Source organism: Nocardia albiluteola (genome assembly GCF_018860155.1).
Lineage (GTDB): Bacteria > Actinomycetota > Actinomycetes > Mycobacteriales > Mycobacteriaceae > Nocardia > Nocardia albiluteola.
On the sequence record NZ_JAHKNI010000005.1, the window covers coordinates 200493 to 227155 of the forward strand.

The following is a 26663-nucleotide window of genomic DNA, read 5'->3' on the forward strand; positions in this document are numbered from 1 at the left end:
ACCGTCGCCCGAGGGCCGCGGCGCACAACACTCCCGGCGGCCGCACTGCTCCGGTGCGAACCATCTCTTTTCCAGCGGCACTTCCGGTCGCCCGATTCCGAAACGCGAGGAAAACTGTCCTATGTTCTCGAAAGTCCTGGTGGCCAATCGCGGTGAGATCGCCATTCGCGCGTTCCGAGCCGCCTACGAGCTCGGTGTGTCTACCGTAGCGGTCTTCCCGTATGAGGACCGCAATTCACCGCATCGGTTCAAGGCCGACGAGTCCTACCAGATCGGTGAGATCGGACATCCGGTTCGGGCGTATTTGTCGGTGAGTGAGATCATCGCCGCCGCACGCCGATCCGGTGCGGACGCGGTGTACCCCGGTTATGGCTTCCTGTCGGAGAACCCGGATCTCGCTGCGGCCTGCGCGAGCGCGGGGATCACGTTCATCGGGCCGTCGTCGCAGCTGCTGGAGCTGACCGGTAACAAGGCGCGGGCCATCACCGCCGCCAAGGCCGCGGGGTTGTCGGTATTGAAGTCCAGCGAACCGTCCGCGGATGTGGACACATTGATGGCGGCGTCGGAGTCCATGGATTTCCCGGTGTTCGTGAAGGCGGTCGCCGGCGGCGGCGGGCGCGGTATGCGCCGGGTCGCCGATCCGTCGGCGCTGCGCGAATCGATCGAGGCCGCCGCGCGGGAGGCCGAATCCGCGTTCGGTGATCCGACGGTGTTCCTGGAGCAGGCGGTGGTCAACCCCCGCCACATCGAGGTGCAGATTCTGGCTGATCGATACGGCAGTGTCATCCACCTGTTCGAGCGCGACTGCTCGCTGCAGCGTCGGCATCAGAAGGTGATCGAGCTCGCGCCCGCACCGAACCTCGATTCCGCACTGCGCGAACGGATCTGCGCCGACGCGGTAGCGCTCGCGAAGGAAATCGGCTATGCCTGTGCGGGCACGGTGGAGTTCCTGCTCGACGAGCGCGGCAAGCACTGGTTCATCGAGATGAATCCACGAATCCAGGTGGAGCACACGGTGACCGAGGAGATCACTGATGTCGACCTGGTGCAGTCGCAGCTGCGGATCGCGGCCGGAGAGTCGCTGGAAGAACTTGGGCTCAGCCAGGATTCGATCCGCATCCGGGGTGCGGCACTGCAGTGCCGCATCACCACCGAGGACCCGGCCAACGGGTTCCGGCCCGACACCGGCCGCATCACCGGTTACCGTTCGCCGGGTGGTGCTGGTGTGCGTTTGGACGGCGGAGCGAATGTGGGTGCGGAGGTCGGCGCTCACTTCGACTCCATGCTGGTCAAGCTCACCTGCCGGGGCCGCGACTTCCCCGCGGCCATCGCCCGCGCGCGGCGGGCGGTGACCGAATTCCGGATCCGGGGTCTCGCGACCAACATCCCGTTCTTGCAGGCAGTCCTGGACGATCCGGCCTTTCGGGCCGGACAGATCACGACCTCGTTCATCGACGAGCGACCGGAACTGCTCACCCGGCGTACCTCGGCCGACCGCGCTTCCAAGATTCTCGACTATCTGGCCGATGTCACCGTCAACATGCCGCACGGTCCCCGTCCGACGACGGTGTACCCGAATGACAAACTGCCGGCCGTCGACCTGGCGGTCGCGCCACCGCCCGGCACGCGACGCAAGCTGCAGGAACTCGGCCCGGAAGGCTTCGCACGGTGGTTACGCGAGCGCAAAGGGGTCGCTGTCACCGACACCACCTTTCGAGATGCCCACCAATCCCTGCTGGCGACGCGGGTGCGCACCAGCGGATTGCTTGCGGTGGCGGGGCATGTGGCGCGTATGACGCCGGAGCTGCTGTCCATCGAATGTTGGGGTGGCGCAACCTATGACGTGGCACTGCGGTTCTTGTACGAGGATCCCTGGGAGCGGCTGGCCGCCCTGCGCGAGGCAGTACCGAACATCAACCTGCAGATGCTGCTGCGCGGCCGCAACACTGTCGGCTATACACCGTATCCGGAACGGGTCACGCGCGCATTCGTTTCCGAGGCGACCAGCACCGGGATCGATATCTTCCGCATCTTCGACGCGCTCAACAACGTGGACCAGATGCGGCCCGCCATCGACGCCGTGCGCGAGACCGGTACCGCACTGGCCGAAGTCGCGCTGTCATACACCGGCGATCTGTCCGACCCCGCCGAAGACCTGTACACGCTGGACTACTACCTCAAACTCGCCGAGCAGATCGTGGATGCCGGCGCGCATGCCCTGGCCATCAAGGACATGGCCGGGCTGCTACGCCCACCGGCCGCGCATACATTGGTTGCCGCGCTGCGGCGCGAGTTCGACCTCCCGGTGCACGTGCACACCCACGACACTCCCGGCGGTCAGTTGGCCACATACCTGGCCGCCTGGCAGGCAGGCGCTGATGCCGTGGACGGTGCCAGCGCACCCATGGCGGGCACCACCAGCCAGCCCGCGCTCTCGGCAATCGTTGCCGCAGCCGCCAATTCCCCTTACGACACCGGACTGAACCTGCACAACGTGTGTGACCTGGAGCCCTACTGGGAGGCACTGCGCAAGGTTTACGCGCCGTTCGAATCCGGGCTGCCCGGACCGACAGGTCGTGTCTATCACCACGAGATTCCCGGCGGTCAGCTGTCGAATCTGCGACAACAGGCCATCGCCCTCGGAGTCGGCGATCGGTTCGAGGAGGTGGAGGCGAAGTACGCTGCCGCAGACCGGCTCCTGGGTCGTCTGGTCAAGGTGACTCCATCCTCCAAGGTCGTGGGCGACCTAGCCCTGGCGCTGGTCGGCAAGGCCGCGGACGTCGAGGAATTCGCCGCAGATCCCGGACGATTCGACATACCCGACTCCGTGATCGGTTTCCTGCATGGGGAACTCGGCACTCCCGCTGGTGGATGGCCCGAGCCCTTCCGCACCCGTGCCTTGGCCGGCCGTGGCCCGGCCAAGCCGCAAACCCCGCTCACCGCCGAGGACGAAGCCGGTCTGCACGGCCCCTCCACCGACCGCCGGACCACCCTCAACCGCCTCCTGTTTCCCGGCCCCGCCGCCGAATTCCTCGAGCACCGGCAGCAGTACGGTGATCTCTCGGTGCTGTCGGCGAATCAGTTCTTCTACGGCTTGCGGCACGACGAGGAACACCGCGTGCAGCTCGAACCGGGGGTGGTACTGCTGATCCGTCTGGAGGCCATCTCGGAACCGGACGACAAGGGCGTTCGCACAGTTCTGTGCGTGCTCAACGGTCAGCTCAGGCAGGTGGCGGTTCGCGACCGGTCCATTGCCGACCGGATTCCCTCGGCGGAAAAGGCCGATCTCACCGACACCCGCCACGTTGCCGCCCCCTTCTCCGGGGTGGTGACGGTGACGGTCGCGATCGGTGATCACGTCGAGCCGGGTGACACCGTGGCAATCATCGAGGCGATGAAGATGGAGGCGGCAATCACCGCCCAGCGTGCCGGTGTCGTCGACCGCATCGCGATAGGTTCGACACAACAGCTGGATGGCGGGGACCTAGTGCTGGCACTGGTCTGAAAGTAGCGGCGGGGTAGTGCCATTCAGAGCGAGCGGCACCGTACTTGCCAGATGCCGCAAACTGACCGATCGGACCGCGAATCTATGCCACGAGAAGGTCGCTGACCGGATTGTTTGCAATCGAGTCAGCCGCGATGAAACAGCCAGTACCCGCACCGCGTCGGCCACTCGTTCGACGGGCGATTCCTGGCCGAGGCCGTCGCATGCAGTTGCCCCTCCACCGGCGCATCAACGTTGAGACCCTCGTTGCGCACCCGAAGAGTAATTCCGCCAGGGCCAAGCTTGGCGGGCCGCCGCCGGAATGCGTCCCCGAATCGGATCGTGACTGGCATCGGCGGATCTACGACGCGATACGGGAGCGCCTCGTATCTTGCGTTCCAGCTCTCGAACATCGCGCCCTACCCAGTCCGCTCGCCGGTCTCCAAAGCATCGACCCCACTCCGGTCAACGGTCAGTCTCAAACCCTGTCCATAAGCCCATCCAGTCACCCTTTCCGGTCGGGATCCACTCTCGCAGCATGCCGGGCACTTCGCCCGTCATGTCGATACCGGCACCATTCTGCCGAACAGGTTTGCCAGGATTGCGGATCATCAGCGCGTCCAATCTCACCCAGACAGGCTTGGCTCCCTCGGTGATGCCGCGGAACGGGTCGATGACTGCTGGTTCCCAGCCCTCAACACGCTCCCCGGAATTCGAACTCACGTTCGATAGACTAGCAGTCGCGCGCGGTCGAGTGCAGAACCCAGGCATGTGTCCAACTCCGTTGACATCCTGGCATTGGATGATCTTGACCATGTCGGCCGTCAAAAGCGGCCTCGCGACCTTGTCGACCTTGATGTGCCGAACGGTCAGAGTGCGCCGTTCCAGTTCTGGTTATTCTGTTCGATCTGGGCTCGGCACGTGTCGCACAGCATCCACCGCCCCGCTTCGGCATCCTGCCCGCAAATCACGCACTGCCGCATTTCATCTGACACATCATGGATCGTAACGTGGGTCGCGACCGTGCCTCCCATTGGAAACAACTCGATTGGCGAGGTCATGGTCCGTCGTTGTACGCCCTTCATCGTGAGCACGGGGATGGGGTGCTGACGACTGCGAGCGCGTCGAGTTCGACAGGGTGCGGCTGAGGCCGCGTTGGCAGGACAGCGATGGAGCTCCAATAGTCCGGTTGGCTAGAACAATTGGAGTCGGGAGCGTCGTAGTGTCCGGGCGTGTCACGTTGAAGGGAGTGAATCACGGCAGGCGAATGTGCCTGTCGTGGAGGTGGTGTGGCGTGTTGGTGGCCGGTGGGCGTGTCACAGCATTGGTTGCACGGCCCGACTCCACACCGGCGGGATTGCTCGCCCCACTCGACGTGGGCCCGCGGCGCAGCCACCTCGCCATGGCAGATTTCTCGGGCATCGCCAAAGTCAACGTACCGATCCCGCTATCGAAATCATCGGAATCTAACACCCTCAGACAGCAGCGCGGCTAACATACAACTCGCAACGCAAGGCGTTTGCCAACTGTGTATGTCGGTGCGGTATACCCGCATTAGCTATGGCCACCACGTCCCCTTCGTGGTGGCCATAGCCGTCTTACGAGGGCCATCCGATCGCGGAGACGTCCACATCGCTGCGGACGCCTTTGAAACTCGGCTGCCGCAGCACACCGTCATCAGTCAGCTCCCTGAAGGCCACGTCCACGGCGATGACCGGGTCGCACCAGTGGGTCGACCGTGCAATACCCGGTGGCGGCTCCACATCCAACGGAAGGTCCGGCCGTGCGATCTGATCGAGAGCGGCTCGGATGGCGTGGCGGCCAGCGTTGGTGAAGCCACTACCCACGCAGCCTGCGAACCGGAGCTGCCCGTCGAGTCGGCCGGCGAGTACGAGCGATCCGAGGCTGTCCTGATTGGCGCCGGTGCCATCCAACCATCCCGCGACAGCGAACGTCTCGACTTTCCGTAACGGCACTTTCAGCCACGCCCGTGAGCGCTGCCCGGGCCGGTAAGTGGAATCGATTCGTTTCAGCACGATCCCCTCCAACGAGGCATCCGCGGCGATTCGCAGCATCCGCGCCGGATCTTCGCCGATCCAGGTCGGCGGTACACGGATCGGACCGCCATCGAGTTGCAGCTCATCCAGGCGCTCGCGACGCTCGAGATAGGAGAGGTCCATGACCGATTCGGTGGCGATTTCCAAGACGTCGAACACGAAATAACGCACCGGCACCGCGGCCCGTAATGCGGTGGATGGTCGGGTGCCGAGCCTGTGCTGGAGCCTGCCGAAGCTCGGTGCGCCGGTTACCGGATTCGGCGCGACGATTTCCCCATCGAGAACGAGGCCGGTGATACCTGGAAATGCTTCAGCAAGCTCCGGAAACGATAGCGTCATATCTCGTCCGTTACGGCTCCAAAATCTGGCACCGCCCCTCGATATCTGTGAAATAGCCCGTATCCCATCCCATTTCATCTCGATGGCCCACGCAGGATCCGGCCCCGGCGGCCGCTCGGAGACGGTCGCCAGCATCGGCACGACAGGCGCTGCCACACGCGCAGCATATATTCAGCAACACGCCTTATTTCCAACCAGGCGCCCGTGGATCGTGCTGACTCCGGTTGTCGCGGTGGGGTTGGTTCTGCGCGGCGCGGTCTCGGTGCTGCGTACTGCGATATCGCAGCGCCGGGACTGACGGCTTCCCTACGCTGCGCACAGGGCGAGCGCAACGCGTTTGGGTTCGATGATGTTATCGTCTTGTTGGTCGATCAGGGCCCATCCGAGCATCCAGTGCAGGTAATGGCTCGCGGTGGGCCGACGGTCCCAGGTGGGTAGGTCGCGGATCGCGACCGACTGCGGCGTTCCTCCTGGAGCAGGCAGGGGTGGGTACGGCAGGAGTTGACGGACCATCCTGTCGGGCAGATACCCTGACCTCGAGTAAGAGCCAGTCGAGGTGGATGATTCGCGGATATCCCTGCGCCTCAGTGTATTTGGGTGGTTAATCGATTAAGATGGCCAAGGCCATGACTGACATGGTGTGCGGGGGTCGTTGCGACAGTAACGTGGCGATCCATCCGTCCGAGGTGCCGTCTGGGTGGACGCACAGCTTGCGAACGCCGCCCTCAAGCCAGAAGCCGTTCCGCCAGGCCGCTTTGCCGAGGCCCAGTTGCCGACTACGGCAACCGGTGGAGGGTAATTATTCGATCCTTGCGCCATTCCGTGGGACTCTTCAGGGGGTACTGGTGAGTGCTTGATCCAGCACATTGCTTGGCCGGAGTCGTTGGGGGGCGGTCTTGTCACGTGGACCGATCCGGTCGAGGAGGAACCCGGCGCGACGGGCGACGGCGGCGCTGCGACTGTTGGTGACGCCGCAGTGGATTTCGACGCGATCGATGCCTGGAAGGTCAAGGGCGATCTCGGTCAAGGAGGCCGCACCCGGCGAGCGGTGCGACGTGATCGGCCCGGATGTGACTGACCAACGTATCTGTCACTGGCCAGGCGCGCCCACCGCCTACGAACCCGCCACCGACGCACATCCCGTGTGGCAGGCCGCGGCAGCCGAAGCACTCCGTGCCTCACCTGTCTGCCACAGACGCCACACCCTCGCGACCCCCTGAGCCGCTACCCATCACCGCAGACGATGAAGCCGACCTCCGCGCCCGAGCCCGCGAACTCCTCGCCGAGACCGGCTCCTACCCTGAGGTTGCACGCCGAACCGGCAAGAGCGACAGGACAATCCGACGCTCGGTGTCGCCCGAGAATGCAGCATCCTGCTCCGCGTGATCCTGGGCTTGGAGCGCAGTCGGCCAGTATCTTGTTCAGGCACCACTCGTTGCCCAGGATCACGGGGAGATTTGATGGACCAATGGAGCCAAGACCGTAGATACGCAAAGGAAAAGGCAAAGGTTCTGATGTAACAGAGCCCAAGCCTGCCTCTTGCGTTCTGGCTCTTCATAACTGGTGTCAGGCCCGACTTCGAACCGGCAACCCCAGCTGAAGCGCGGGCGTGGCTGGACTCCATCGACATCGCCATCCGCACGATATCTCCGAGTAACACAGACACAGACATTCTGGATTTGGAGATGACGCGCCAGGAGGGTCGCGGTTTCCTATTTGACCTTCGACAGGAGGTCAACCAAAGCGCCGACGATCTCGCCGGAGCCTACAACTATCTTCGTGCCCGGCGGGCGCGTGTAGCAACGGCATTGGAGCGCTTGCTCAACACGGAGCAGATGGAGGAAATAAGAGAAGCCGTCGAGTCCAAGGTCGACGACCCCCAGGCGCGTCAGGAGCTCACCGACTTGCTGTCCAAGCTCACGCAACAGCATGAGGAGCTAGCTGCCCAACTCCGAGAAAAAGAAGACGATGATGTCGCACTTGAGATTCGCAAGATCGAGATCCAAGAGCGCCGATGGAAGATGCGCAAGTCGATACTCGACCGCGAGCCAGCGGCTGTGCTCGTCGGTGCAGTGCTCCTTGCAGTTCTCACCGTTGCCCTGATCTTCGCTATGTTCTTCCACACCCCGGTGCCAGAGATTCTGTCCAGTGCGTTCCTGCTGATCTTGGGGTTCTTCTTCGGCCAAACCGCCAGTGGCAAAGGCAAATCCGGCTGAGGGCGGGCTGCAACTAGGACGGCATCGCCTTCTGGACGAATCGCACCACCTCGTCGACGGTAAGCCCCACGCCGTCTGCCCGGCAGCGCCATCTCATGGGTCAACCGTCCCACCCGCGGTCACCTGAACGCACGCACATGCCGCGAGCGGGACGGCCCCGAGCCAACGGCGATCCGGCCCATGCGCGCGGTGAGAGATGGCGCGGCCAAGTAACAGATACGGCGATCAGTCACAGCCGATGCCGTGCCCAAATCGACGTGAAGTCTTGGCCAGGCCGGGTACGGTTCTGGCCCACGCTCAACGCGTACACCTCCCGAAATGAACGCCAGAGTTGTTGTCCTGTATTGCATTAGGAGGACACCCCCGATGGATCGGAGTCCGGCACGCATGGCACAAACCACCTATGAGACGGTTCGAGTAGTCCAGATCGGCGAAGACAGGTTCGCTCGCTGGATCACCGAGACGATCCTTCCCCTGGCTCAGGGATTGTCCGCCTCCGGCAACGGCCGCCGACGATTCGGTCACCGCGATCCCCGCCACCACGACGAGTTCGAACAGTTCGTCTCGCGTCCCCGCACCCCGGCCGAGGCCGCGGAGGCGCTTGTCATTCCCTCCGCGATCACCATCGTGGTTGGGCATGGAGGCTGGGGCGAGGGCCTGGACTGGCAATTGGGTAGCAGCCAGACCACCGCGGTGGTATCAATAGGCGATCTGCTGCAGCGCATCTCCGGACCGCTGAACACGCGCCTGCTGATCGTCGATGCCTGCAACGCCGATTCGGTTGCCGACCACTGGCGGAAGGTACTGCGCGAGGATGCGGTCCTGGGGACCGCCGTCGGCGCAGTAGGGCTCCCCTCCGCGACCAGGACGCTGACCATGCTGTTCACGACCCTGGCCGCAATACCTGGCGCCGCGCCACTGCGGCGGGACCAGATCATCGGTGCCATCGACACCACGCGGCGCTGCTTGCGATTGCAGGACGACCCTACGGAGCGCTGCCTGCGATCGCAGGACGAGGAGACCGGCAACACCCACATCCGCGACAACGACCCAGCGCCGGGCAGCTTCTCCTGGCACTGGAAGCCCCAATAACCGATTCAGCTGCAGGGTGATCACCCCGGCCTCTGGACTGGGCCGGTCGATCGGCGACCCCTGGACCCCACGCTGGCGGTCGGTTTGCGCCTGTCCGGCGGACCGTCACGAGTCAACATCCGCAACGGATTACGGTCCCGGCGCAGCTTCCCCACGGCCACAGCAGCAAAGGGAATATCGTCGGCGGCCGCGGTTCGCTGCTTGAGCGAGTCCGCTTGCCCGACCCACAACAGCTGCACCGGATCCGGACCGGCCCGCAGTTCCCGCGCAACAGAGAGCGCGGGGAATACGTGCCCTCCGGTACCACCCGCAATCGCTACCCGCACAACGCCGCCTTCCATAATCGGGGTGCCGCAACGCGCTTGAGTCTGCCACCAGGTATCTAGCAGGCCGGCCACGACTTTCGCTTGCGGTGTGGAGCCGATGCTCAGAACCGGGTTCGCGCGCCGATCTCCGGGGTGGCGAACGTTCAGCAGCACGATGTCAGACAATCACTGCGGCATTGGGGGTTCGTTCGATTCTGCGAGCGTGACTGTCACAAGGGCGGCCGTTGTGCTCTGGTCCAGCAAGACGAGGACCGCTCGTGCCTCCAACGATGTCCAACTGCCATCCAATGCTCGCACACGCACCCGTCCCTCACTGCGGCCCTCACGAAGGGCCTCAGACATCGCACGTGCAATGCCGATATCATCGGGGTGAATTGCGGGCGTCGGCTCGTCCTGCAGTCCTTCCCAGGCAATGCCAGGCATCGGCCGACCCATCCAACGCAGCAGTTGGAGCGTCCGTGCATTCATGATGACGCGGTACTCGCCTTCGTCGGCGGACGTGTCGAGCACTCGGTGCTCGAGGATTGTTACCGGTGGTGCCACAGGTGTCTCGGTCGCCGGCCCGATATCGTGTGTGATTCCACGCAACAACTTCTCGACCTTGGCATCTGGTCCGGTCTCGTAGACCATTCGGCAGGAGTAATGAGCAGCGCGGAGCTCGCCGTCCTGTCGTTGTATGGTCCATACCTGTTGGGTCTCGGCGCCATCCTCTGCTTGTACGAGCCGAGCCAACGAGTCACCTTGTTTGGCGTAATTCGGTGTCAGCGGTTCGGCGAATACGGCAGCGATCGAATGCTCCCGAAGTGCATCGAATTCCTCGGGCGGATACCCCATGAGGGCAAGCAAATCATCACTCCGCCGTGACGTATCGGCGGTGAGGTCGAAAACCCATGCGCCAGCCCGGTCCCGCGGCGGGACGGCCTCGGTCGGGGGACCTGACCACAACATCACGCCGTGCAGATGATTCGGCGAAATCGCCAGCGGCACAGCGATAGTACGGCGGGTCCCATCAGCGGACACCCGGTCGACCTGCCGGTAAGTAGCGGCCGCCTCCGCGATAGCGACCCTGGCCTCGGCCAGCGTGGTTCGGTTCTTGATGATGCTATCCAAAGGCACGAACTTCTTCGGCGCCCGCCCTACCGCGATTACGGTGGGCCGCCGCCCCCGGAACATCTCGAGCAGCAGCCATTTCGTTGCCATGTCGCCCCCTTCAGCGATAGGTTTTCCATCATTCGAACGCTGTGCCGATGCCCCGTCATAGCTTTGGTCTTGAGATGAGCCGAAGGAACTCGCCGAAGTGCGGGCCAGCGATCCGGGCGGCGAGTTCGGTGCGACGGGCGTCTGCTCCGATCAGCACCCGGGCGCTACCGCGCTCGACACCCTTCAGGATTCGGCGGGCGGCTTCGTCGGCATCGGTCCGAGCGATGTGGTCCTCGAAGCGGGTGACGATCGCATTACGGTCGACGTCCGGCGCCAGCCACGCAGACCGCGAAATCGGTGTCCGGACCCCGCCCGGATACACCGCGGTCACTGCAACATTCGTGCCCGCAAGCTCGGCCCGTAGCGATTCGGTGAAACCTCGCAGCGCGAACTTCGAGGCGCAGTATGGTGCGTGGTGCGCCGAGCCGATAAGACCCAAAGCCGATGACACGGTCGCGATCCGCGCTGGCTGGCCGGTGGCGATCAAGTGCGGCAAGAACGCCTTGACGCTGCGGACCACCCCACCGAAGTTGATGTCCATCACCGAATCGAAATCGTCATGCGGAGTTGCATCGACACTGCCGACGTGAAGGATGCCAGCATTAGCGAGCAGCACATCGCAGCGGCCGAATCGGTCCACAGTGCGCCGCGCGAACTCTGCTACCTGTGCCTGGTCGCGCACATCGACCTCGATGGCATCGACATCGCCAGGGGCTGTGCACAACTCGCGAGTCTCGTGTAGAGCTTCGCCACGTCGACCTGCTAACGCCAGCGAGGCACCACGACGGGAGAGCTCAATCGCCAGCTCGCGCCCGATTCCCGACCCGGCACCAGTGAGCGCAACGACCTGTCCGGCAAAGAAACTCGTCACTGGTCCTCTCGCTTGCGCTGCCCGCTCGAACAACGTCATAGCGATCCCCCTATCCACGATCAACTACACCGGAGCCTACGACCGGCGCGCACTTTCCGCACGTCCATCCTTGGGTCTGCCGCCGCTACGGACGGGCTGACCAGCGATGGAACATGCTGGCCGTCAGCCGAAATCGTGGCCGCCGATCGCTATCTCCAACTGGCGGCGCGGAAATCTCCAATTTCATTGATAGGCAATGCTGCCCATGCACTTTCGCTGACCAGCACGGATCGGGATCGCAGAGGATGTGGCTCTGAGTTCGGTACTCGTCGCAGTCCGCTCCAAAGCTGTTGGTAACTGAACCAACACGCGTGCGCGTAACGCACGCGCACGCGGTGCTGGATGTCGAATCGCAACTTCGTGCATATCCTGGCGTACGGGGATGCATTTCAACCATCCGCGCCAGGGTGCTCGCTGCGGATGCCAAATCGACGAGGAGTCCAGCATGTCACGTCGGGTTCGCACTGTCATCGATGTCGTCGATGACCTCACCAACGAAGTAGTTGACAACGCAGAAACCATCTCGTTCGGATACCGCGGGATCGCCTACGAGACCGACCTGATCCCCGATAGCGCTCGCCGCATGGATGAAGCCTTCGCGCCGTTTCTGAAGAACGCGCGAAAGGTAGGCAGGATGGCCGGCAGCAAACCCCGCCGCGGCCGATCACCCGAATCGTCGGAGATGAGGAAGTGGGCAGAAGAGAACGGCCACCACGTACCAGCCCGCGGCCGTGTCCCCGAGGCAGTAGCCGCAGCCTACCGAGCCCGTCACACGGCCCCGACAAGCAGATACGTGCCCGCCGAATCGGACCTGGATCAGACTATGGAATAGACCCTAGAATAGGCCCGGGAACAGCCTTCGGGGTACGGCCTGGACAATGTCCCGATAGTTGTCCAGGCCGCAGTCCAGGGTCTATTCGTATCCCTACGGAATACCCTATTCGCTACTCAATATGACACTGACCTGTGGGTTCTCGGTTTGCCTCCGTTCTCTTCGTCCGCAAGCTCCCGATTTCTAGACCACCCTCACTCAGGAAAAGATTGAGTAAGGGTGGTCTAGAAACCAAGAACGGAGGCAAACCGAGAACCCACAGAACAACAAGGAAGGTAAGTAAATATACAAAGATCCACCTCCCCCTGCCCCCTCCTGTCTAGGAGGGGGTTCCTTCCTCCCCCTGCCCCCTCCTTCCAGGAGGGGGTTCCGCCTCCCCCTCGGCCGACGCCCCCTCCCCGGAGGGGGCTGGCCGGAATCCGCGCCGCCTGGCGGCGTCGCGGCACGGCCCGCATTCGCGGGCATGTGCTCGGTGGTGGGGGAGGGCGCGCTGCGCGACCCTCCCCACCACCTCGTCGGAACGCCTGTGGCATCCGTTTTCGGCGACGCTGGCGCGTCGCGGTGACCGCAGTGTTTCCCGCCGCGTGGCCAAGCTGGGGAACGCGGGCGCACGATCTGGCCGCGGGTGAGTCCGTCGGGCCTGCGCCGCAGGCCCTGTGATGGCGGCTCGGCCACCATCAGCGTGTGGCCGGCGCGCACAAGACAAACGGCGTGGTCAGCGTGGGTGCCGTAGACCGATACCTAGCCAGCTCGATCTTCGATGTCGGATACCACGGATAACATCGGTAATAGTGAATTCAGACGAGGCGGAAACATGAACAACACCTTCACGCGAGTCGGTGAAGAATCGGTACAACCATCACATCGAACATTTTCGCGCCCCGCGGCGGCCGCAGGGGAGGGGAGTGCGGCATGGACGCCACGATTCTGACGCGGATAAAAGCAGTCACCATCGACCAGACGGTGCAAGCCGTTGTCGATCCGATCATCGTCCTGTCCGATACTCTGCGCGGCGGCAGCCGCCGTGATGTAGACCGTATCCGCGCACGCGAGAAAGTCACCGCGGCGCAGCAACGCGCCACCAGGAGGCCGTCGATCAGCAATGGTGATCTCGCTCGCCAATTCGCAAGACCGGCGATGCCGCAACCTGATCGGGCTGCTTCTCCGAACCTCACCGATGTGGTGGCCGTACGTCTGCCACCGCCCGGAAAGTCCGAGTGCCCGGAAATCGTGTTGTTCTGGGCCGCGATGCAATTGCTTCCCGGGACTACCGATCCTGCGGTAATCGACTCGGCAACTCGGGAAGTCCGCGCCGCGTGTGGCGCCGCGTGGTACGCCCGCTCCCTCGGCGTCGACGACCGACTCATCGACGACTCCTTGACCGACATCGTCATGCTGTGCGCCGCCTTGCTGAACCGCCGTGACATCGCCGCGTCGACAACCGCGATCACCGGAGTCGAAGACGATCCGGCCGAGAAAGCGGTGAAACTGCTCGCCTCCGGGCTGCCGTCGACAGCACGCCTGCAAATCCAGGAGTTATGGTGACTAGCACCGCATCGAATAACGCATCGGCAGCGATCACCGAACGTGATGCAGCAGTTCTGCATTGGCTCGGGGAAGTAAAAGTCGCCAACGCCGACTCAATGCGGAACGCCTACAGCTACTTCGGCGGGACTCCAGTGACGAGGAAGCGACTGTCCCAACGACTATTACAGCTCGCCGACGCCGGACACATCCACAGCACCGCCCTGCACCGCGGCAACAACCGGCGAGTGTACTGGCCGCCGCGCCAACCATACGAAATCACACGCCGCGACCTAACCCACGACCTCATCGCCGCGCACATGTCTATCCAGCTGCTCGGCGCTGGCGGCACCGCGCGGCTGGCCTACAACCAGACGCTGGCGGCCGAAATCTGTGACCAGCCCCGGCAATGGACCAGAGACGCACCGTTGACACGAACAGCACACCTCGCTGACGGACTGCTATGGCTCCCGGACGACACCACCGTCATCGTCGAAATCGAACTCACCGCCAAATCACCGCAGCGCCTCGCGGGCGTCCTGGACTCACACGCGACCCGCCTCGGCACCGACCACGATCCCGCCGCCCACATCCTCTACCTAGCCACTCGCCGCGTCGGCCAACTCGTTGCCGCCGCCTGGCGCAACAATGGCCACGCCGCCGACCACCCCGACGCTATGCAAATCATCCATGCCGTCGACGACACCACCCTCGCGACAACTCCCGACATCACCACCATCCCCATCCCCGAATGAGTCAGTGCGCCGGATACGGCGCGAGATCTTGAGGCTTGGCCATCAGTATCAGCCAAGACGACTCCATGCGACTCGGCAGCTCACTCTGCCTCGCGGTTGTGCTCGTCCAGGAACTGGAGCGCGTTCTCCCACCAGCCTTCCAGACGTTGTCCGTGTGAGAGTGCCACGATGACCGTTCCGGGCGAAAGCCGTTCATCCGCCGCACCTTTCAAGGCGACTGCTTCGATGAAGGCGATGTCGCCGACAGCAGCAGGCGACTTGTCTCGATCATGCCCCTGCCACGCTCGTAGATCCTCGATCGGCGAATAATCGGCCAACGGACGGACCGGTGGACGCACCGTGTCCAGGAGGATCGGAAGAACCTCAAGATCACCGAAGATGTTGTCGAGATCCTTGCCAGCACGGGTTTCGAGGTAGAACACCGTGACACCTATGGACGCCAGCAGCGGAATCATCCCCGGCCGCCTGGTCAACAGCTGCGTCAGTGCGATAGCCGTCCGATGCTTGAAGGCGGACGATTCACCCGAACGTGCCGGTATCGGGCCCAAATCGACCGCGAGCCCGTAGTCGAGCAGTCGGTGCAGCGTTTCGTTAGTTGTGGGCAGACCCACGCGGGCACGGAAGCGCTTGTCCGCGTGGGTGAACACCACGGCCGAGGACAACTGATCGGTCAGCGCCAAGAACGTCAGCTGATATCCCAGTCGTCGCCGGACATGGTCACGAAGCGCGTACTCGCTGATGGCGTCCGCATCGACACCGGCCGCACGCAGGAAGTCAGGAGAAACGCCCTCGTCGTAGTCCTCATCGAGATCGCTGTGCCGCTCAAGTTCCCAGTTGGCCTCACCGATCGTCCAACGACGGTCGAGACAGCCGACTCGCCGAAGACCTTCCTGCACCTGCGCCACCGTCTGCGCAGTCACCCAGATCGAGGGTTCGTCCGCATTGCGGTCGAGGCGGGCAAACAGCATCTTCACTTGCCGGTCATCGGTGTACACGATCGGATCGCCCTGGTGACCGCCGAGCTCGTCCAACAACCACTTGCAGTACTTGTCGATCCGGGCCGGATCACGCAACGTCGTACGCATAGCGATGCCGAGCGCCAGATCCGCGCGCGGCCGCGGCCACCGACCGCCGTACCTCTTGTCGAACCGGTGCCACAGAGCAGCATCGCGGAACATAAGGTCACGGAGTTCTTGCTTGCGAGCTTTTCCCTTCGTGCCCTTTGTCATCGGATTCTGTTCGAGACTCAGCCGCAACGTCGACACCGACCGGTACACGTCCTTGAGACGTAGGCCCGCCTCAGTAGTCCAGTAGGACCCCTCGTACATCGCTCAATACGAGCACGTCATGCGGTCCGAGACAAGCCAATTCGACCATGTCGTACGCCTCTAGTGCCCGCACTTCAGTGCGGTCAGTTCGGTTTCGTCCTCGCCGACGACTCCGAACGGTTGCCTACATGTATTGCATCTACGGGATCAGATCAGTGCCCGGATGCAGAGATCCGAAGAAGACCAGAGCTACCGCGACACCAAGCCGTCCCCCAACCCCGCAGCTCCCGCAGGCTCACCTCCCGGCCGACGAACGCTGGAAGGGGTAACGCCCGAGCGCCCCGATGCCGGACAGGTAGCGGCTCGCGTTTCCACGGCCTGCCTGGACGGCATTCGCATGGGTCAGAGGTCGAGGAATTCCCGGCGCACACCCGATGCGGCGGACCGTTGCTGTCCGGGGTACATGCCCAGGCCAGGCAGCAGATGATCGATGTCGGCGCGGCTCAGGGGGTCGGTGATGGGGGCGAGACTGAGTGTGCCGCCGGGCAACTCGGTCCATTCACCGGCCGGGTCGAGCCCGCGGACGCGCACGATTTCACCTTCCAGGACGTAGACGACCGCGCGTAGTTGCGTGCGGCGCGCGGCCGGGATGGTGGTGGGGCCTGCGGATAGGCGTCTGTCCATTTCCCGGTCTGGGTCGGTGTGGTCGGCGAATTGTTCTTGCCAGGCCCGTACGGCACGGCGGCTGCGGTACACCACGAGCACTTGGTCGGCGGCAGCAGGAGCTTGCGGGTCGAGTAGTCCCAGCAGCGGGAACGCCTGCCGGGCCCACGGCGCGGGCGTGAGCCAGGCGCGGAGCCGCCCGCGCGCGACCGCGGCCACGTGCCGTCCGGCAGTCAGTGTCTCGTGCAGGTTCGCGAGCTTGGCCGGGACCTCGGTGGCGGGCCAGTGCTCACGGCAGGATTCGGGCACGGCCAGGTGCTGGTGCTCGCGCTGGGCGCTGTCCCATGCGTCCGGGGACACCATCACCGCGCCCGGCACCCCGTCCCAGGTCACGATCACGAACTTGTGCGCGGCGGCGGCCTTGGACAACGGCGAGAACTGCTTTTGCATCTGCTTGGTCGTCACCGTCGTCACCACGTCCTCCTCGGTCACCGCGCGCCCTTTCTGTCCCGGGCCTCGCCGCGCCTGGATACCTGGGCCGGAGAAACCGATTCGATGGAAACAACAGCGCCTATCGTATTCGGGGCCGCCCTGGCATCGGAATTCGTCGGAACCACCGGCAGCGAATTGCGTTCGAACGCAAGGACTGGGGCCACCGGGTCTGCTCGCACCACCGCATCCCGCTCCGGGCCGGCGTGGGGTGCTCGTCTCCGCGAGCTGCGCTCGCGCGGGTGCCAGTCCCGAGGGCGGCGGTGGTCCCTTCGGTGGACCTTTTCGGGGCTATCACTGCTGGCCGGTGGGGGCAAGCCGCAGAAGAGCGTTGCGGCTTGCCCCCACCGGCCAGCAGTGATCGGAGACGCCCCAGGCCCACCCAAAGAAACAACACCACCCCCCCCGCACAGTGGCCAGTCACCCGGTAAAGACTCCACGCCCTGGCGGGCGTGCACGGGGGCGCTGCCCCCGGAACCCCCGCCCTCGCCGGGAGCAGACCTCCAAAGGCCACCCGAAAACCGCAAAAACAACAGAAACAACAAAGAAAAACAGAGAAATACCTCACAGCGATGACCTCCTATTTAATTCAATAAACGAAACCGGTACATGTTAGACTATAACTACAAGGTCGGAGGGAAGGAAATCGAAAGGGGAGCCGGGCGGCTCCCGCGTCGAAATCACCTTCCTGATCGCGTTGTTTGAGAACTTCATAGTGTGAGCCTGAGAGCGTGTGCGCGCTCTGGCCCGGTCCCGCATCCGAGCGGGCGAACCTCCCATGGTTCGGACATGTCCCAGGTCAGAGCAGGCGGTGACCTGCCGTAGCGCACACGCTCACCGATTCCGCCGGATACCTGCGGAAATCCACGCAACAATTCATGGAAAGGGCTACACTTTGAATTCGAATAAGAATTCGAGGGAATTCGCTTTGGTCGATATCACCGACCTGGCGCAGCGCCACCGCCTCGCGGTCGGCAGGGCATGGATAGAGAACGCCATCCCCCCGGATATTTACGCACGGGTGTTCGCCGCCGCCGTCGCGGCCATGGTTCCGGTCGGGATAAGCGAAATTCGCCACCTCACGATCCAGACCATGACGCTGTCGGCCGGAGTGATCACCCCCGCGCGGTTCTCGCTCATCCTGCGCCACAACAACCACGGCATCCTCACCGCAACCATTCTCGCCTGACCCCGGAAAGGAACGAAAACCTATGGCAGGCAGCGAACATATCCCCGGCGTCGAGCCGCATCACATCGTGCGGCGTGGTAACCACAGGGCCACCGTCTACACCGGATGGCCCGAGGGCGAACCGCGCCGTCTGTACTGGCCCGAATCGGCCGACGGAACGCTGTTGGGTCACCCCACCCCAGTTGCGGCAAAGGCGATTCTGATCGCCCGCCGCTACCTGCGGTCCGTCACCACGACACCCGCCAGCCGCTAACCAACATCCTGTGTCAGGCCCCGGCCCGGCTGGTCGCTATCCAGCCGGGCCGGGGCCGCTCATACAAGGGAGAAACGCCATGGCGTTCACCGGAACCGTCCCCGAATACGTCGACGCACTGTACGCGCACAACGAAACCTGCGAGATCTGCTGCCCCGGTGGGGGATTGCCCAACCCCAATACCGGCCCGCTGTGCAAGGACGGACGCGCCCTCCGCTACGGCCTGTCCTCCGCGCGCGGACGCGAGGCCGGACGCACCGGCGCACTTCTGTAAACCATGTGAAAGGTTCAGCCCAGCAATGGAATTCACCATCATCGCTGCTCGTTCGTTCAGCTTCACCGCGCTAGCGGACAGTGTGCGCTCACCCGGTGAGCCGCAGCCGTTCTACTTTCACGGATGGCTAGGGACCGTCCAGAACCCGGACGGGGCAGTAAGTTTCGTGTCTCGCCTGCATGGCGAGCGCCTATGGTTCGTCGACTGCTACATGAGGCCTGACGCCGTCACCGAGTGGGACCACCCGTTCGGTTCCCGTGCGGGGCACACCCTGCACCCGGCATCGCGTGCCCTGTCCAGCGCGCTCAACCGGCGCATACCAGCCCTGTTCGGGCGGGACCGCCGCGAGTTCCTGCATGCGGTCACCATCCGGTCCCGTCTGGACTGACCAGACACCCCGACCGCCGAACAACCCCCTACCGATGTGGCAAGGCCCGAGCCAGTCGCTATCTGGCTCGGGCCTTCGCCGCCCACTGTAGGAGAAAGCGACCCGCTATGACAACCCCGCTGATCTTCCGCGAAGGCATCGGCTCCAGTTCCTGGCAGTTCACCGCCGCCGATGGAACCACCCACCTGTTGACCCTCGCGCACGTGCCCGGATGGGTACTCAGCGCCCCTGACGCCGAACTCCGGTGGACTCCGGTACCCACCATCGAAGTGCGGACCCGCGCTTCCGGTGCCAGCACCTACCGCACCGTCCGGCACCTGGACATCGCGGGAGCGACCAAGCGGCGCATTCCCTGGGACGCCGCCCAGCACGTCGCCGACGCCTACTACGCCGCCCAGACCGCGCAGGGATGAACCGGCCCGACCGGCGCGCCCGAGCGCCACCCGGGCGCGCCCATCACCGAATCTCGAAACATCCTCTACCGCAAAGGAAAGCAATGGATTTCGATGCCACCGGGTGGGAGATCATCCACACCTACACCCGCGCCCAGGCCATCGCCGACGAAGTACTTCGCGACGTGACCGAGCTGGCGAAAGAAGCCGGATTCACCATCCCGGTCGCCATCGCTCAACACGCCTGGGCCGCTGCGGTGGCCTGGGACCAGGACGGCGAACACGGCCAATCCATCACCGGCCGCACCTGGGATGTCCTGATGATGGCCAGATGGGCCGCACTGCGCGACCGCGACGCATCGGAAGTGAAGTTCGAAGTGCTGCGCCTGGTCAATGGCAGCACCGACACCCGCCCGCAACCGGTCACGCTGTATCTGCACTGCGGACCCGGCGACACCCCGGAACCGGTGCTGACCATCATGGCCCCGCGCGACATGTAACCCCCGTGCACCGCCCACGAGCCCGCAGTCCGCCCAATCACGCACCGACACACCAATTTTCGCACACAGGTTCAGCCCGGCTGGTCGCTATCCAGCCGGGCCGAACCACTCACCAGCAGGAGAACGACCCGTTATGACCAGCATCGACACGAGGACCGGGGACTGAGGTCCGATGACCACGACAACCACGCGCGGCAAATGGAATGGGATGTGCCGCACCGACAACTGCCCGAACAACGCGCGCTGGATACCGGCCGCACACAAAATCCGCGACACCGGCGAGTACTACTGCGAGCCGTGCTGCCAGCGAATCGACGACGACCCCGCCAACTGGCACACGGCCACACCCGAGACACAGCCGGTCAGCAGTCCGACCGTCGATGAACCGACCGACTCGGCGCATGATCCGGGCACGCTCGACATCACGCCGGATATCGACGGATTGATCCGCTGGGCACGCGCCGTACTGGCCCAGGAACCACAGGACAGCGAATCCGCCCGAGTCGCACGAGATGTTCTGCGCGAGTGCGGCATAGAGGCCGACACCGACCCGGCAGCCCACCGGCCCGGCATCACCCCGCGCGAGCAGTAACTATCGGCGCGCCGCCCACGAGCCCGAGGTCCGCCAGCGCCCGATCGCGCACCGACACAACTGTTTTCAACCCGGACCCCGGCCCGGCTGGTCGCTATCCAGCCGGGCCGGACCACTCACCAATAGGAGAACCGACCCGATATGACCACCATCGAAAAGACCACCACCACAACCGAACCCGACACCGGCACCACCCCGCCCGCCGCAAGCGAGGACTGGATGAAAACGGTTCCGGTACCGCTGGACCCGGAACGTATCGCGGCGATCGGTGCGGCTCTGGCCGCCGACCCGGAGGCCCGCATCCCGGAAAAGGTCAATCCAAAGCATGTCGTGATCGGCAGCAACCCGCGCGAACTCGCGAACGCCCTCGCGTCGCTGACCGAGGACTACGTCGAATCGGTGAAAGCCGGATACCGGCAACTGCCCTCGGCGTTTCTGCGTCCGGACGGAATCGTACAGATCATCGACGGACAGCGCCGGATCCTGGGAGCCCGCAAAGGCAGACTGACCACGGTCCAAGTCCTGTTGCAGAAGGCCCCGGAGGGGACCGCCGACCAGCAACGCGCGGCCCTGCTGGTAGATCAGGTGCCCGCCAACGTCCACCATGTGGAACTGACGAAGGCCGAACTTTATGCGGCGCAAGAGGAATTGGCCGGGTTGGACCTGCCCGCGCGGGAGAAGACAGCCAAGCTGCGCGCGCTGGGCATCACCGACCGCAAGCAGGCCCAAGCGCTGCGCACGCTGTCGGGCAGCACCGAGGCCCGCAACCGCGCGATCGATGGACAGATGAACCTGCTCCACGCCGCCGACGCCGCCGAGTTCGACGACGACCCCGACGCAATGAATGAACTGCGGTACGCATCGCGGGCCGGAAACGGCCGATTCGTCGCCAAGCTCGAGGAATTGCGCGAGGAGCGCCGCGTCACAGCACTGCGCGACGCCGAAGCCGCCAGCTACCGCCAGCGCGGATTCCGGATTCTCGAGCACCACCCGCGCGAAGCGGACCACAAGCAGTGCACGCCCCTCGCGCAGCTGCGCACCGCCGAGAGCACCGAGCCCACAGAGGCCGATATCGCCCCGTCTCAGTGGGCGGTCTACCTCGCGCACCACGAAGTCAGCGTGCTCACAGCGACCGGACAGGAGATCGAGGAGCGGCGGGTAGACCTGGCCACTCACGGCGACCCCGAACGCGAAGCGCGCGAAGGGTTCTACCACGCGCGTGACGTGCGCAGCGAAGACCGGTTCACCCCCTTGTATTACTGCCTGGACTACCGGCGTGCCGGATTCACCCGCGTGAAGCCGGGGCGCAGCGAGCAGACCGGCATCACCGCCGCCCAGGTAGGGAAACTGAACAAGCAAGCCATGTACGACACCATCGCGCGCCGCAAGTCCGCTGCCGAATGGTTGCAGAAGACCGCACCCAAGGCCGGAACGAAGGAGGCGAAGGCATACCCGGCGCTGCTGTTCGAGGCCCGCAAATGGCGTAGTGCGCTGGAAAGCGCGCTGCCGGGGATCTTCGACGACGCCGGGGCACGTGCCATCAGCGCGGAACTACTGGGCATTCCCGCGAGCAAGATCAAGGACGGGAGCGCGATCGCGAAAATGACTAAGCCCGCCCAGTTGGACAAGTACGAAATCGGGTTGGCCATGGGCGCAATCGAACGTCTCATGCAGCGCGAGATCAGCGAGCCCCGCACCGCCAACTACTGGCGAATCGCCCAGCAACGCAGTCACATTCACAACATGATCGACATGACGATCTCGCGCCCATACCTGTCGCTGTTGGCCTCGACCGGTCACAAGCGGGGAATCATGGACCGAGTCACACTCGGCGAAACCTCCCTCGAGGACGCCCTGACCGAGATCGCTACCCGGCCCGCCGCACGCCCCGGCAGCGCCGACGCCGACCAGGACCGTCCGGCCGCTGCCTAATCGGCCCCGTTCATCAGGTGAACGCCGCGCCCGGCCCGACCAGGCAGGGCGCGGCCCACAGCCTTACCGAAACCACACCCGCGCGACCGCCGCTACCCACCATCGGCGCGCCGCGCCGATCCCGAAAGCAGAAAACACAGTCATGACAACGACTCCCGCCAAACTGCCCGCCGCCCAGACCCGCGCCCGCCTAGCCGAGTTGACCACCGCCATCAGCAAACTCACCGAGCATTGGCGCGCCGATGCTTCCGAAATACGCGCAGCACTGGCCAAGACAGGCACCACCGACTCCACAGCCGAAGGCCCCACCCTGCTGCGGACATTCGCCAGCGCCCGGGAGCACTGCGCATGTCAGCTCGAGTACGAGATCACCCGTGCACAGCGCCCCTGAACCCGACCATCCCGCACGAGAAGAGACCACCAACACCATGACCGTCACGACCGCCATCACCGATATCCGCGTGCTGGCCTACGAACTCGCCGACCGGATCTCCACCGTCACCGACGAACAATGGAAGCCCGCACGCCATCCCGACCATCCCGACCACGCCATCGTGTCCAACCCCGACGGAGTGACCGTCACCATCGCCCCCAACCCCGACCAGGGCAGCTTTCAGGCATCCGGCAGCGTCGCCCGCACCGACCCCGCCCTAGCCGACTACGCCCCCGAGCGGGGCCACGCGCTCTACAGCACCACCCTGGACACCCGAGCGCCCATCGAGGACCTGGCCTACGCCGTGCGGTGCGATGTCATCGCCGCCATCCGGCGCGCGCTCACCACCTGCCGCGCCGCCAAGGAACACGCCGACCAGATCGACCGCGCCCGCCGCGCGCTGCTGGAGACGATGAGCGAGGGTATGAACGACCCCCGCTCGATCCGTGACGACGAATCCACCTACGTCCGCACCTGGACATTCCACGATGCCCGCGTACTGATCGACACCAACCAAATCGTGTGCAGCGAATCCGGCGACCTGCCCGCCTTCCACATCCACCTGTCCGGCCCCGCCGAATACGGAACCGACGCCGTCCAGTTCGCCCACGGCTTCCTCACCGACTACCACCAATTCACCCGCACACCCCAGCGATAGACCGCCAGCGGCGCGGCCAGCCCCCGCGCCGCCCCGGCCACGCCATTGTTTCCAACCGCCGGGGTGCCGGCGCGTAACCGGCAAACGGAACGGCGCTGGCGCGCCGTGCAGCCCTTTCAGCGGGCAACCCCCAGCCCGCTCACCTCAGGCATCCGGCCTGCGGTCACCCGCGCACGACACACGCGTTCACCATCACGCAGCGGTGGCAATGCCCCGCGGTGCACGCGCTCCGCGCGGCGACCGCGTGCACCACGGCCTCAACACGGGCCCAGCATCCACCTCCAGGCGCTGCGGACATCGGGCACATGCCCGGACCGGCCGAACCTCACCAACGAACCAGGAGACACCAGACATGACCGACCACACCCAGTCCCGCCACCCCTGGGCACCCACGATCACCACCGAAGACATCCACCGCCGACGAGCAATCGGAGCCCGGTCCAGCAACTACCACGTCCAGGTCATCGGCAAGCACCCGAGCGGCGACACCGTGCGATTCACCCTGCCGTTCATCTCCGACTACACCGAACACCTCGCCTTCACCGTCGAAGTGTTCGACCCCGCCAGGCGCGCGTGGAACCCGCTGTGGACCATCCCCGGCTCGACATACCGGCGCAGCCGGTCCGAGGGCGACGACCGTGACGCCGAGAAAGACCCCACCACAAACGTTATCGCCAGCCGATACGACTTCCACATCCCCGACCACCGGGCAACATCCTGGCAGAAAATCATCAACGCCCTCGCCGACCGAGCCGACGAAATCCTGCCCGCCCAGCCCTGACCAACCCCCTCATCGCACGAGCCCCGCGCCGACCGGGCACACTCCCGGCCGGCCGGAGGCGGGAGTGGAACTCCGCTGCGCTCCGTGCCGAACTATTCCGGTCAAGATCCGCGCCGATCACCGTGCGCGTCCGGCCCACCCACCATCCACACCCCGACCATCACCGTCACCGAGCAACATCCGGACCTCGACCGACACGCCCGTACACGGTCCGGATCGCCACCCTGCCAAGGAAAACCATGATGACCAGCGACACCACCCCCAGCCCCGCCGACACGCTGTTCGCGCTGATATACGGCACTCACGACCAGCGATCGCTCAGAGAGCTCGGGTACCCGGCCGCCCGCGCCGCCGAAGGAACCCGACCCCGCACCGAGCAGGAAATCCGGACGCTGCATGCATTCGCCGCCGCGCTGCAACATGCACTGACTGCCGTCGAACAAGCCCTCAGCACAGGCCGCTCGTAGCCGAATCACCAGTACATCCCGACGCGTGCAAACCCCAGCCCGCCATCCCCGGGCCTGCGGTCACCCGGGCCACAACACACACGTTCGCCAATACGCGACAACGGGCCACGCCCCAGTCGACGACGCGCTCCACGCGAACCGCGAACAGCCACTCACCATCACCCGCCGCGGGAGTCGATCCCGCGCACCGACACCACCCAGGAGACCCCGATGTCCGACACCTCGGAGCGCCGACCGCGGCAAACGGCCCACCCCGCACCACCGACCACACGGAACAACCGCATACAGCGAGGACCCAACCGCCACACCGAAACCGGCCCGTCCCCGGATCCGCAACACCTCGCCCAGGTCTACACCGCCGTTCTCGAACAACTCACCGCCGACGCCATCACCGCCGCCGAGCCCGAAAACAACCTCGCCGCAGCCCTTCTCACCCTCACCGCACCCCAAGCCGCACAAATCCTCACCCACATCACCGACACCGACCTCCACGGCCACCTACCCGCCACCGTCGTCCACCTCGCCCGCCAACTCGCCACCGAAGGCAAAGACCCCACACCCCAAGCCATCATGGCCCGCGCCCGCGACCCCCACGGCACAAACCCGCAACCCACCTTCCGGCAACTCGTCCTCTACATCACCACCATCCACACCATGCACATGCCCATCAACCCCTGGGCCGCCGCCCACGACGTCGTCGAAGACGCCTACCGCCGGAGCAAAAGCGAACACGGCCTCCGCACAGCCCAAATGGCCGACGCCCACGCCCCCCTCGCCGACCTCGACAACCACGACCACACCGCCACCAAAAAATTCGCCACACACCGCCGCCGCCTCGCAGCCCTACACCAACACGCCACCCACCCACACCACCTGAAAACCGCCGCCTGAAACCGGCCATCTCGACTGAACCGGCTCGACCGAAAGGCGAATCTCCCCCGCCGCCGGACAGCAGGACCCTGCCCGGCGGCACACCCGACCACCGGGAGGCCCTGGTATGCGCACCGCGAAAAGGAACTCCGCTACGCTCCGTGCCGCACCTATACGGATCAGCTCAGCACCAGTCACCTCCTCCGCCCGACCCACCCACCATCGCGGCCACCGGAACCTGAGTCGCCCGGCGCACGGGATTGCGCGCCGCACCGCTGCAATTCACATGCGTCAGTCGTCGAGAACAGCGCGGGCGCGGTCGCCATCGTGCGACCCGACGTACCGCTCTTGCCGCGCGATCTTGTCGGAGTACCAGTCGAGGGCGGCGGCCGCGGTTCTCCCGAGCACGGCCCCGACCTCGGCCCAGCTATCGCCCGCCTCGCGCGCGTCGCGCATGACCCACCAGCGGCGGCCGGTGAGCAGCTCGACCAATCGGTGGTTCGCCGCCAGGGCCTGCGCTGGGCTGACCGCGGCAACCTCGGCCAGACGATCGCCGAAGAGTTGCCGCATCTCAGCCCCGGTATACGGCGAGTCCTCCCGCACAGGAGCGTCGTTGTCGCGGATACCGGCGAGGGCCGCGCGATCGAGCTGGATGCGGTGATATGTGGTCCACACCGCCATCAGTTCGGCCTCATCGCCCTGGCTGATGATCGTGTCGATATCGGCACCGGCTTGGATGTACGTATGCTCGTGCAACTTGTGGAGTCCTTTCACTGACC

General features: G+C 64.8%; 28 protein-coding genes. 19 read left to right on the plus strand and 9 right to left on the minus strand.

Annotated elements, in window-relative coordinates:
• Nucleotides 1–121 precede the first annotated feature (121 nt).
• Complete coding sequence (locus tag KO481_RS16830) at nt 122–3505, plus strand: pyruvate carboxylase (protein ID WP_215918102.1); 3384 nt, start codon at nt 122–124, stop codon at nt 3503–3505.
• Between the two features lie 444 nt (nt 3506–3949).
• Here KO481_RS16830 and KO481_RS16835 read toward each other — a convergent pair whose 3' ends face one another.
• From KO481_RS16835 to KO481_RS16845, 3 genes are all read right to left on the minus strand, one after another.
• Nucleotides 3950–4207 (minus strand): hypothetical protein, encoded by a 258-nt coding sequence (locus tag KO481_RS16835; RefSeq protein WP_215918103.1) that lies wholly within the window; start codon nt 4205–4207, stop codon nt 3950–3952.
• An 875-nt stretch (nt 4208–5082) separates the two neighbouring features.
• Nucleotides 5083–6036, minus strand: a complete 954-nt coding sequence (locus tag KO481_RS16840) for an ATP-dependent DNA ligase (RefSeq protein ID WP_308166647.1) — start codon at nt 6034–6036, stop codon at nt 5083–5085.
• A 676-nt stretch (nt 6037–6712) separates the two neighbouring features.
• On the minus strand, nt 6713–6907 hold the full coding sequence (locus KO481_RS16845; RefSeq protein WP_215918104.1) for a GNAT family N-acetyltransferase: 195 nt from the start codon (nt 6905–6907) through the stop codon (nt 6713–6715).
• Nucleotides 6908–7565: 658 nt separating this feature from the next.
• Here KO481_RS16845 and KO481_RS16850 point away from each other — a divergent pair.
• Nucleotides 7566–8096, plus strand: a complete 531-nt coding sequence (locus KO481_RS16850; RefSeq protein ID WP_215918105.1) for a hypothetical protein — start codon at nt 7566–7568, stop codon at nt 8094–8096.
• 387 nt (nt 8097–8483) lie between these two features.
• Nucleotides 8484–9188 (plus strand): hypothetical protein, encoded by a 705-nt coding sequence (locus KO481_RS16855; protein ID WP_215918106.1) that lies wholly within the window; start codon nt 8484–8486, stop codon nt 9186–9188.
• 20 nt (nt 9189–9208) lie between these two features.
• On the opposite strand, the gene KO481_RS16860 is transcribed toward KO481_RS16855, so the two are convergent.
• The 3 genes from KO481_RS16860 to KO481_RS16870 all read right to left on the minus strand — a co-directional run bounded on the left by KO481_RS16860 (nt 9209) and on the right by KO481_RS16870 (nt 11624).
• Nucleotides 9209–9529 (minus strand): glycosyltransferase, encoded by a 321-nt coding sequence (locus KO481_RS16860; RefSeq protein ID WP_245401101.1) that lies wholly within the window; start codon nt 9527–9529, stop codon nt 9209–9211.
• A gap of 150 nt (nt 9530–9679) precedes the next feature.
• A complete protein-coding gene (locus tag KO481_RS16865) occupies nt 9680–10714 on the minus strand; it encodes a GAF domain-containing protein (protein WP_215918107.1) in 1035 nt (344 codons plus the stop codon).
• Nucleotides 10715–10769: 55 nt separating this feature from the next.
• Nucleotides 10770–11624: an SDR family NAD(P)-dependent oxidoreductase gene (locus KO481_RS16870; RefSeq protein WP_215918108.1), complete on the minus strand. Its 855-nt coding sequence runs from the start codon at nt 11622–11624 to the stop codon at nt 10770–10772.
• Between the two features lie 445 nt (nt 11625–12069).
• Here KO481_RS16870 and KO481_RS16875 point away from each other — a divergent pair, with 445 nt between their 5' ends.
• From KO481_RS16875 to KO481_RS16885, 3 genes are all read left to right on the plus strand, one after another.
• The gene (locus tag KO481_RS16875; RefSeq protein ID WP_215918109.1) at nt 12070–12456 is read left to right on the plus strand and encodes a histone-like nucleoid-structuring protein Lsr2; all 387 of its coding nucleotides are present in this window, start codon (nt 12070–12072) and stop codon (nt 12454–12456) included.
• Nucleotides 12457–13368: 912 nt separating this feature from the next.
• A complete protein-coding gene (locus KO481_RS16880; RefSeq protein ID WP_215918110.1) occupies nt 13369–14001 on the plus strand; it encodes a hypothetical protein in 633 nt (210 codons plus the stop codon).
• 134 nt (nt 14002–14135) lie between these two features.
• Nucleotides 14136–14735 (plus strand): hypothetical protein, encoded by a 600-nt coding sequence (locus tag KO481_RS16885; RefSeq protein WP_215918111.1) that lies wholly within the window; start codon nt 14136–14138, stop codon nt 14733–14735.
• Between the two features lie 80 nt (nt 14736–14815).
• Here KO481_RS16885 and KO481_RS16890 read toward each other — a convergent pair whose 3' ends face one another.
• Together KO481_RS16890 and KO481_RS16895 are read right to left on the minus strand one after the other, a co-directional pair.
• On the minus strand, nt 14816–16063 hold the full coding sequence (locus KO481_RS16890; RefSeq protein WP_215918112.1) for a hypothetical protein: 1248 nt from the start codon (nt 16061–16063) through the stop codon (nt 14816–14818).
• 342 nt (nt 16064–16405) lie between these two features.
• Nucleotides 16406–17158 (minus strand): hypothetical protein, encoded by a 753-nt coding sequence (locus KO481_RS16895; protein WP_215918113.1) that lies wholly within the window; start codon nt 17156–17158, stop codon nt 16406–16408.
• Nucleotides 17159–18083: 925 nt separating this feature from the next.
• On the opposite strand from KO481_RS16895, the gene KO481_RS16900 reads away from it, so the two are divergent.
• The 13 genes from KO481_RS16900 (at nt 18084) to KO481_RS16960 (ending at nt 25905) form a co-directional block, all read left to right on the plus strand.
• Nucleotides 18084–18344: a hypothetical protein gene (locus KO481_RS16900; RefSeq protein WP_215918114.1), complete on the plus strand. Its 261-nt coding sequence runs from the start codon at nt 18084–18086 to the stop codon at nt 18342–18344.
• Nucleotides 18345–18366: 22 nt separating this feature from the next.
• Nucleotides 18367–18597 carry a hypothetical protein gene (locus KO481_RS16905; protein WP_215918115.1) on the plus strand — a complete coding sequence of 77 codons (231 nt, stop codon included), beginning with the start codon at nt 18367–18369 and terminating at the stop codon, nt 18595–18597.
• A 79-nt stretch (nt 18598–18676) separates the two neighbouring features.
• Nucleotides 18677–18871, plus strand: coding sequence for a hypothetical protein (locus tag KO481_RS16910; protein WP_215918116.1), 195 nt, complete (start codon nt 18677–18679; stop codon nt 18869–18871).
• 25 nt (nt 18872–18896) lie between these two features.
• Entirely contained in the window at nt 18897–19259 is a 363-nt protein-coding gene (locus KO481_RS16915) for a hypothetical protein (RefSeq protein ID WP_215918117.1), read from the plus strand.
• A gap of 107 nt (nt 19260–19366) precedes the next feature.
• Nucleotides 19367–19672: a hypothetical protein gene (locus KO481_RS16920; RefSeq protein ID WP_215918118.1), complete on the plus strand. Its 306-nt coding sequence runs from the start codon at nt 19367–19369 to the stop codon at nt 19670–19672.
• A gap of 83 nt (nt 19673–19755) precedes the next feature.
• The gene (locus KO481_RS16925; RefSeq protein ID WP_215918119.1) at nt 19756–20151 is read left to right on the plus strand and encodes a DUF6573 family protein; all 396 of its coding nucleotides are present in this window, start codon (nt 19756–19758) and stop codon (nt 20149–20151) included.
• 172 nt (nt 20152–20323) lie between these two features.
• Complete coding sequence (locus KO481_RS16930; protein WP_215918120.1) at nt 20324–20743, plus strand: hypothetical protein; 420 nt, start codon at nt 20324–20326, stop codon at nt 20741–20743.
• A gap of 141 nt (nt 20744–20884) precedes the next feature.
• A complete protein-coding gene (locus tag KO481_RS16935) occupies nt 20885–22675 on the plus strand; it encodes a ParB/RepB/Spo0J family partition protein (RefSeq protein WP_215918121.1) in 1791 nt (596 codons plus the stop codon).
• A gap of 142 nt (nt 22676–22817) precedes the next feature.
• Nucleotides 22818–23066 carry a hypothetical protein gene (locus KO481_RS16940; RefSeq protein ID WP_215918122.1) on the plus strand — a complete coding sequence of 83 codons (249 nt, stop codon included), beginning with the start codon at nt 22818–22820 and terminating at the stop codon, nt 23064–23066.
• A gap of 37 nt (nt 23067–23103) precedes the next feature.
• Nucleotides 23104–23766, plus strand: coding sequence for a hypothetical protein (locus KO481_RS16945; RefSeq protein WP_215918123.1), 663 nt, complete (start codon nt 23104–23106; stop codon nt 23764–23766).
• 352 nt (nt 23767–24118) lie between these two features.
• Nucleotides 24119–24547: a hypothetical protein gene (locus KO481_RS16950; RefSeq protein ID WP_215918124.1), complete on the plus strand. Its 429-nt coding sequence runs from the start codon at nt 24119–24121 to the stop codon at nt 24545–24547.
• 242 nt (nt 24548–24789) lie between these two features.
• Nucleotides 24790–25014, plus strand: a complete 225-nt coding sequence (locus KO481_RS16955; RefSeq protein ID WP_215918125.1) for a hypothetical protein — start codon at nt 24790–24792, stop codon at nt 25012–25014.
• A 210-nt stretch (nt 25015–25224) separates the two neighbouring features.
• Entirely contained in the window at nt 25225–25905 is a 681-nt protein-coding gene (locus KO481_RS16960; RefSeq protein WP_215918126.1) for a hypothetical protein, read from the plus strand.
• 270 nt (nt 25906–26175) lie between these two features.
• Here the strand turns inward: KO481_RS16960 and KO481_RS16965 are convergent, their stop codons facing one another.
• Nucleotides 26176–26640, minus strand: coding sequence for a hypothetical protein (locus tag KO481_RS16965; protein ID WP_215918127.1), 465 nt, complete (start codon nt 26638–26640; stop codon nt 26176–26178).
• Nucleotides 26641–26663 lie beyond the last annotated feature (23 nt).

Bases quoted from the DNA above. Each gene is read 5' to 3' on its own strand.
- KO481_RS16950 (WP_215918124.1), top strand. From the start codon at position 24,119: ATGACCGACCACACCCAGTCCCGCCACCCCTGGGCACCCACGATCACC.
- KO481_RS16930 (WP_215918120.1), top strand. From the start codon at position 20,324: ATGACCACGACAACCACGCGCGGCAAATGGAATGGGATGTGCCGCACC.
- KO481_RS16905 (WP_215918115.1), top strand. From the start codon at position 18,367: ATGGCAGGCAGCGAACATATCCCCGGCGTCGAGCCGCATCACATCGTG.
- KO481_RS16850 (WP_215918105.1), top strand. From the start codon at position 7,566: ATGACGCGCCAGGAGGGTCGCGGTTTCCTATTTGACCTTCGACAGGAG.
- KO481_RS16920 (WP_215918118.1), top strand. From the start codon at position 19,367: ATGACAACCCCGCTGATCTTCCGCGAAGGCATCGGCTCCAGTTCCTGG.
- KO481_RS16870 (WP_215918108.1), bottom strand. From the start codon at position 11,624: ATGACGTTGTTCGAGCGGGCAGCGCAAGCGAGAGGACCAGTGACGAGT.
- KO481_RS16945 (WP_215918123.1), top strand. From the start codon at position 23,104: ATGACCGTCACGACCGCCATCACCGATATCCGCGTGCTGGCCTACGAA.
- KO481_RS16830 (WP_215918102.1), top strand. From the start codon at position 122: ATGTTCTCGAAAGTCCTGGTGGCCAATCGCGGTGAGATCGCCATTCGC.
- KO481_RS16890 (WP_215918112.1), bottom strand. From the start codon at position 16,063: ATGTACGAGGGGTCCTACTGGACTACTGAGGCGGGCCTACGTCTCAAG.
- KO481_RS16880 (WP_215918110.1), top strand. From the start codon at position 13,369: ATGGACGCCACGATTCTGACGCGGATAAAAGCAGTCACCATCGACCAG.
- KO481_RS16865 (WP_215918107.1), bottom strand. From the start codon at position 10,714: ATGGCAACGAAATGGCTGCTGCTCGAGATGTTCCGGGGGCGGCGGCCC.
- KO481_RS16940 (WP_215918122.1), top strand. From the start codon at position 22,818: ATGACAACGACTCCCGCCAAACTGCCCGCCGCCCAGACCCGCGCCCGC.
- KO481_RS16925 (WP_215918119.1), top strand. From the start codon at position 19,756: ATGGATTTCGATGCCACCGGGTGGGAGATCATCCACACCTACACCCGC.
- KO481_RS16860 (WP_245401101.1), bottom strand. From the start codon at position 9,529: ATGGAAGGCGGCGTTGTGCGGGTAGCGATTGCGGGTGGTACCGGAGGG.
- KO481_RS16855 (WP_215918106.1), top strand. From the start codon at position 8,484: ATGGCACAAACCACCTATGAGACGGTTCGAGTAGTCCAGATCGGCGAA.
- KO481_RS16935 (WP_215918121.1), top strand. From the start codon at position 20,885: ATGACCACCATCGAAAAGACCACCACCACAACCGAACCCGACACCGGC.
- KO481_RS16915 (WP_215918117.1), top strand. From the start codon at position 18,897: ATGGAATTCACCATCATCGCTGCTCGTTCGTTCAGCTTCACCGCGCTA.
- KO481_RS16910 (WP_215918116.1), top strand. From the start codon at position 18,677: ATGGCGTTCACCGGAACCGTCCCCGAATACGTCGACGCACTGTACGCG.
- KO481_RS16960 (WP_215918126.1), top strand. From the start codon at position 25,225: ATGTCCGACACCTCGGAGCGCCGACCGCGGCAAACGGCCCACCCCGCA.
- KO481_RS16875 (WP_215918109.1), top strand. From the start codon at position 12,070: ATGTCACGTCGGGTTCGCACTGTCATCGATGTCGTCGATGACCTCACC.
- KO481_RS16955 (WP_215918125.1), top strand. From the start codon at position 24,790: ATGACCAGCGACACCACCCCCAGCCCCGCCGACACGCTGTTCGCGCTG.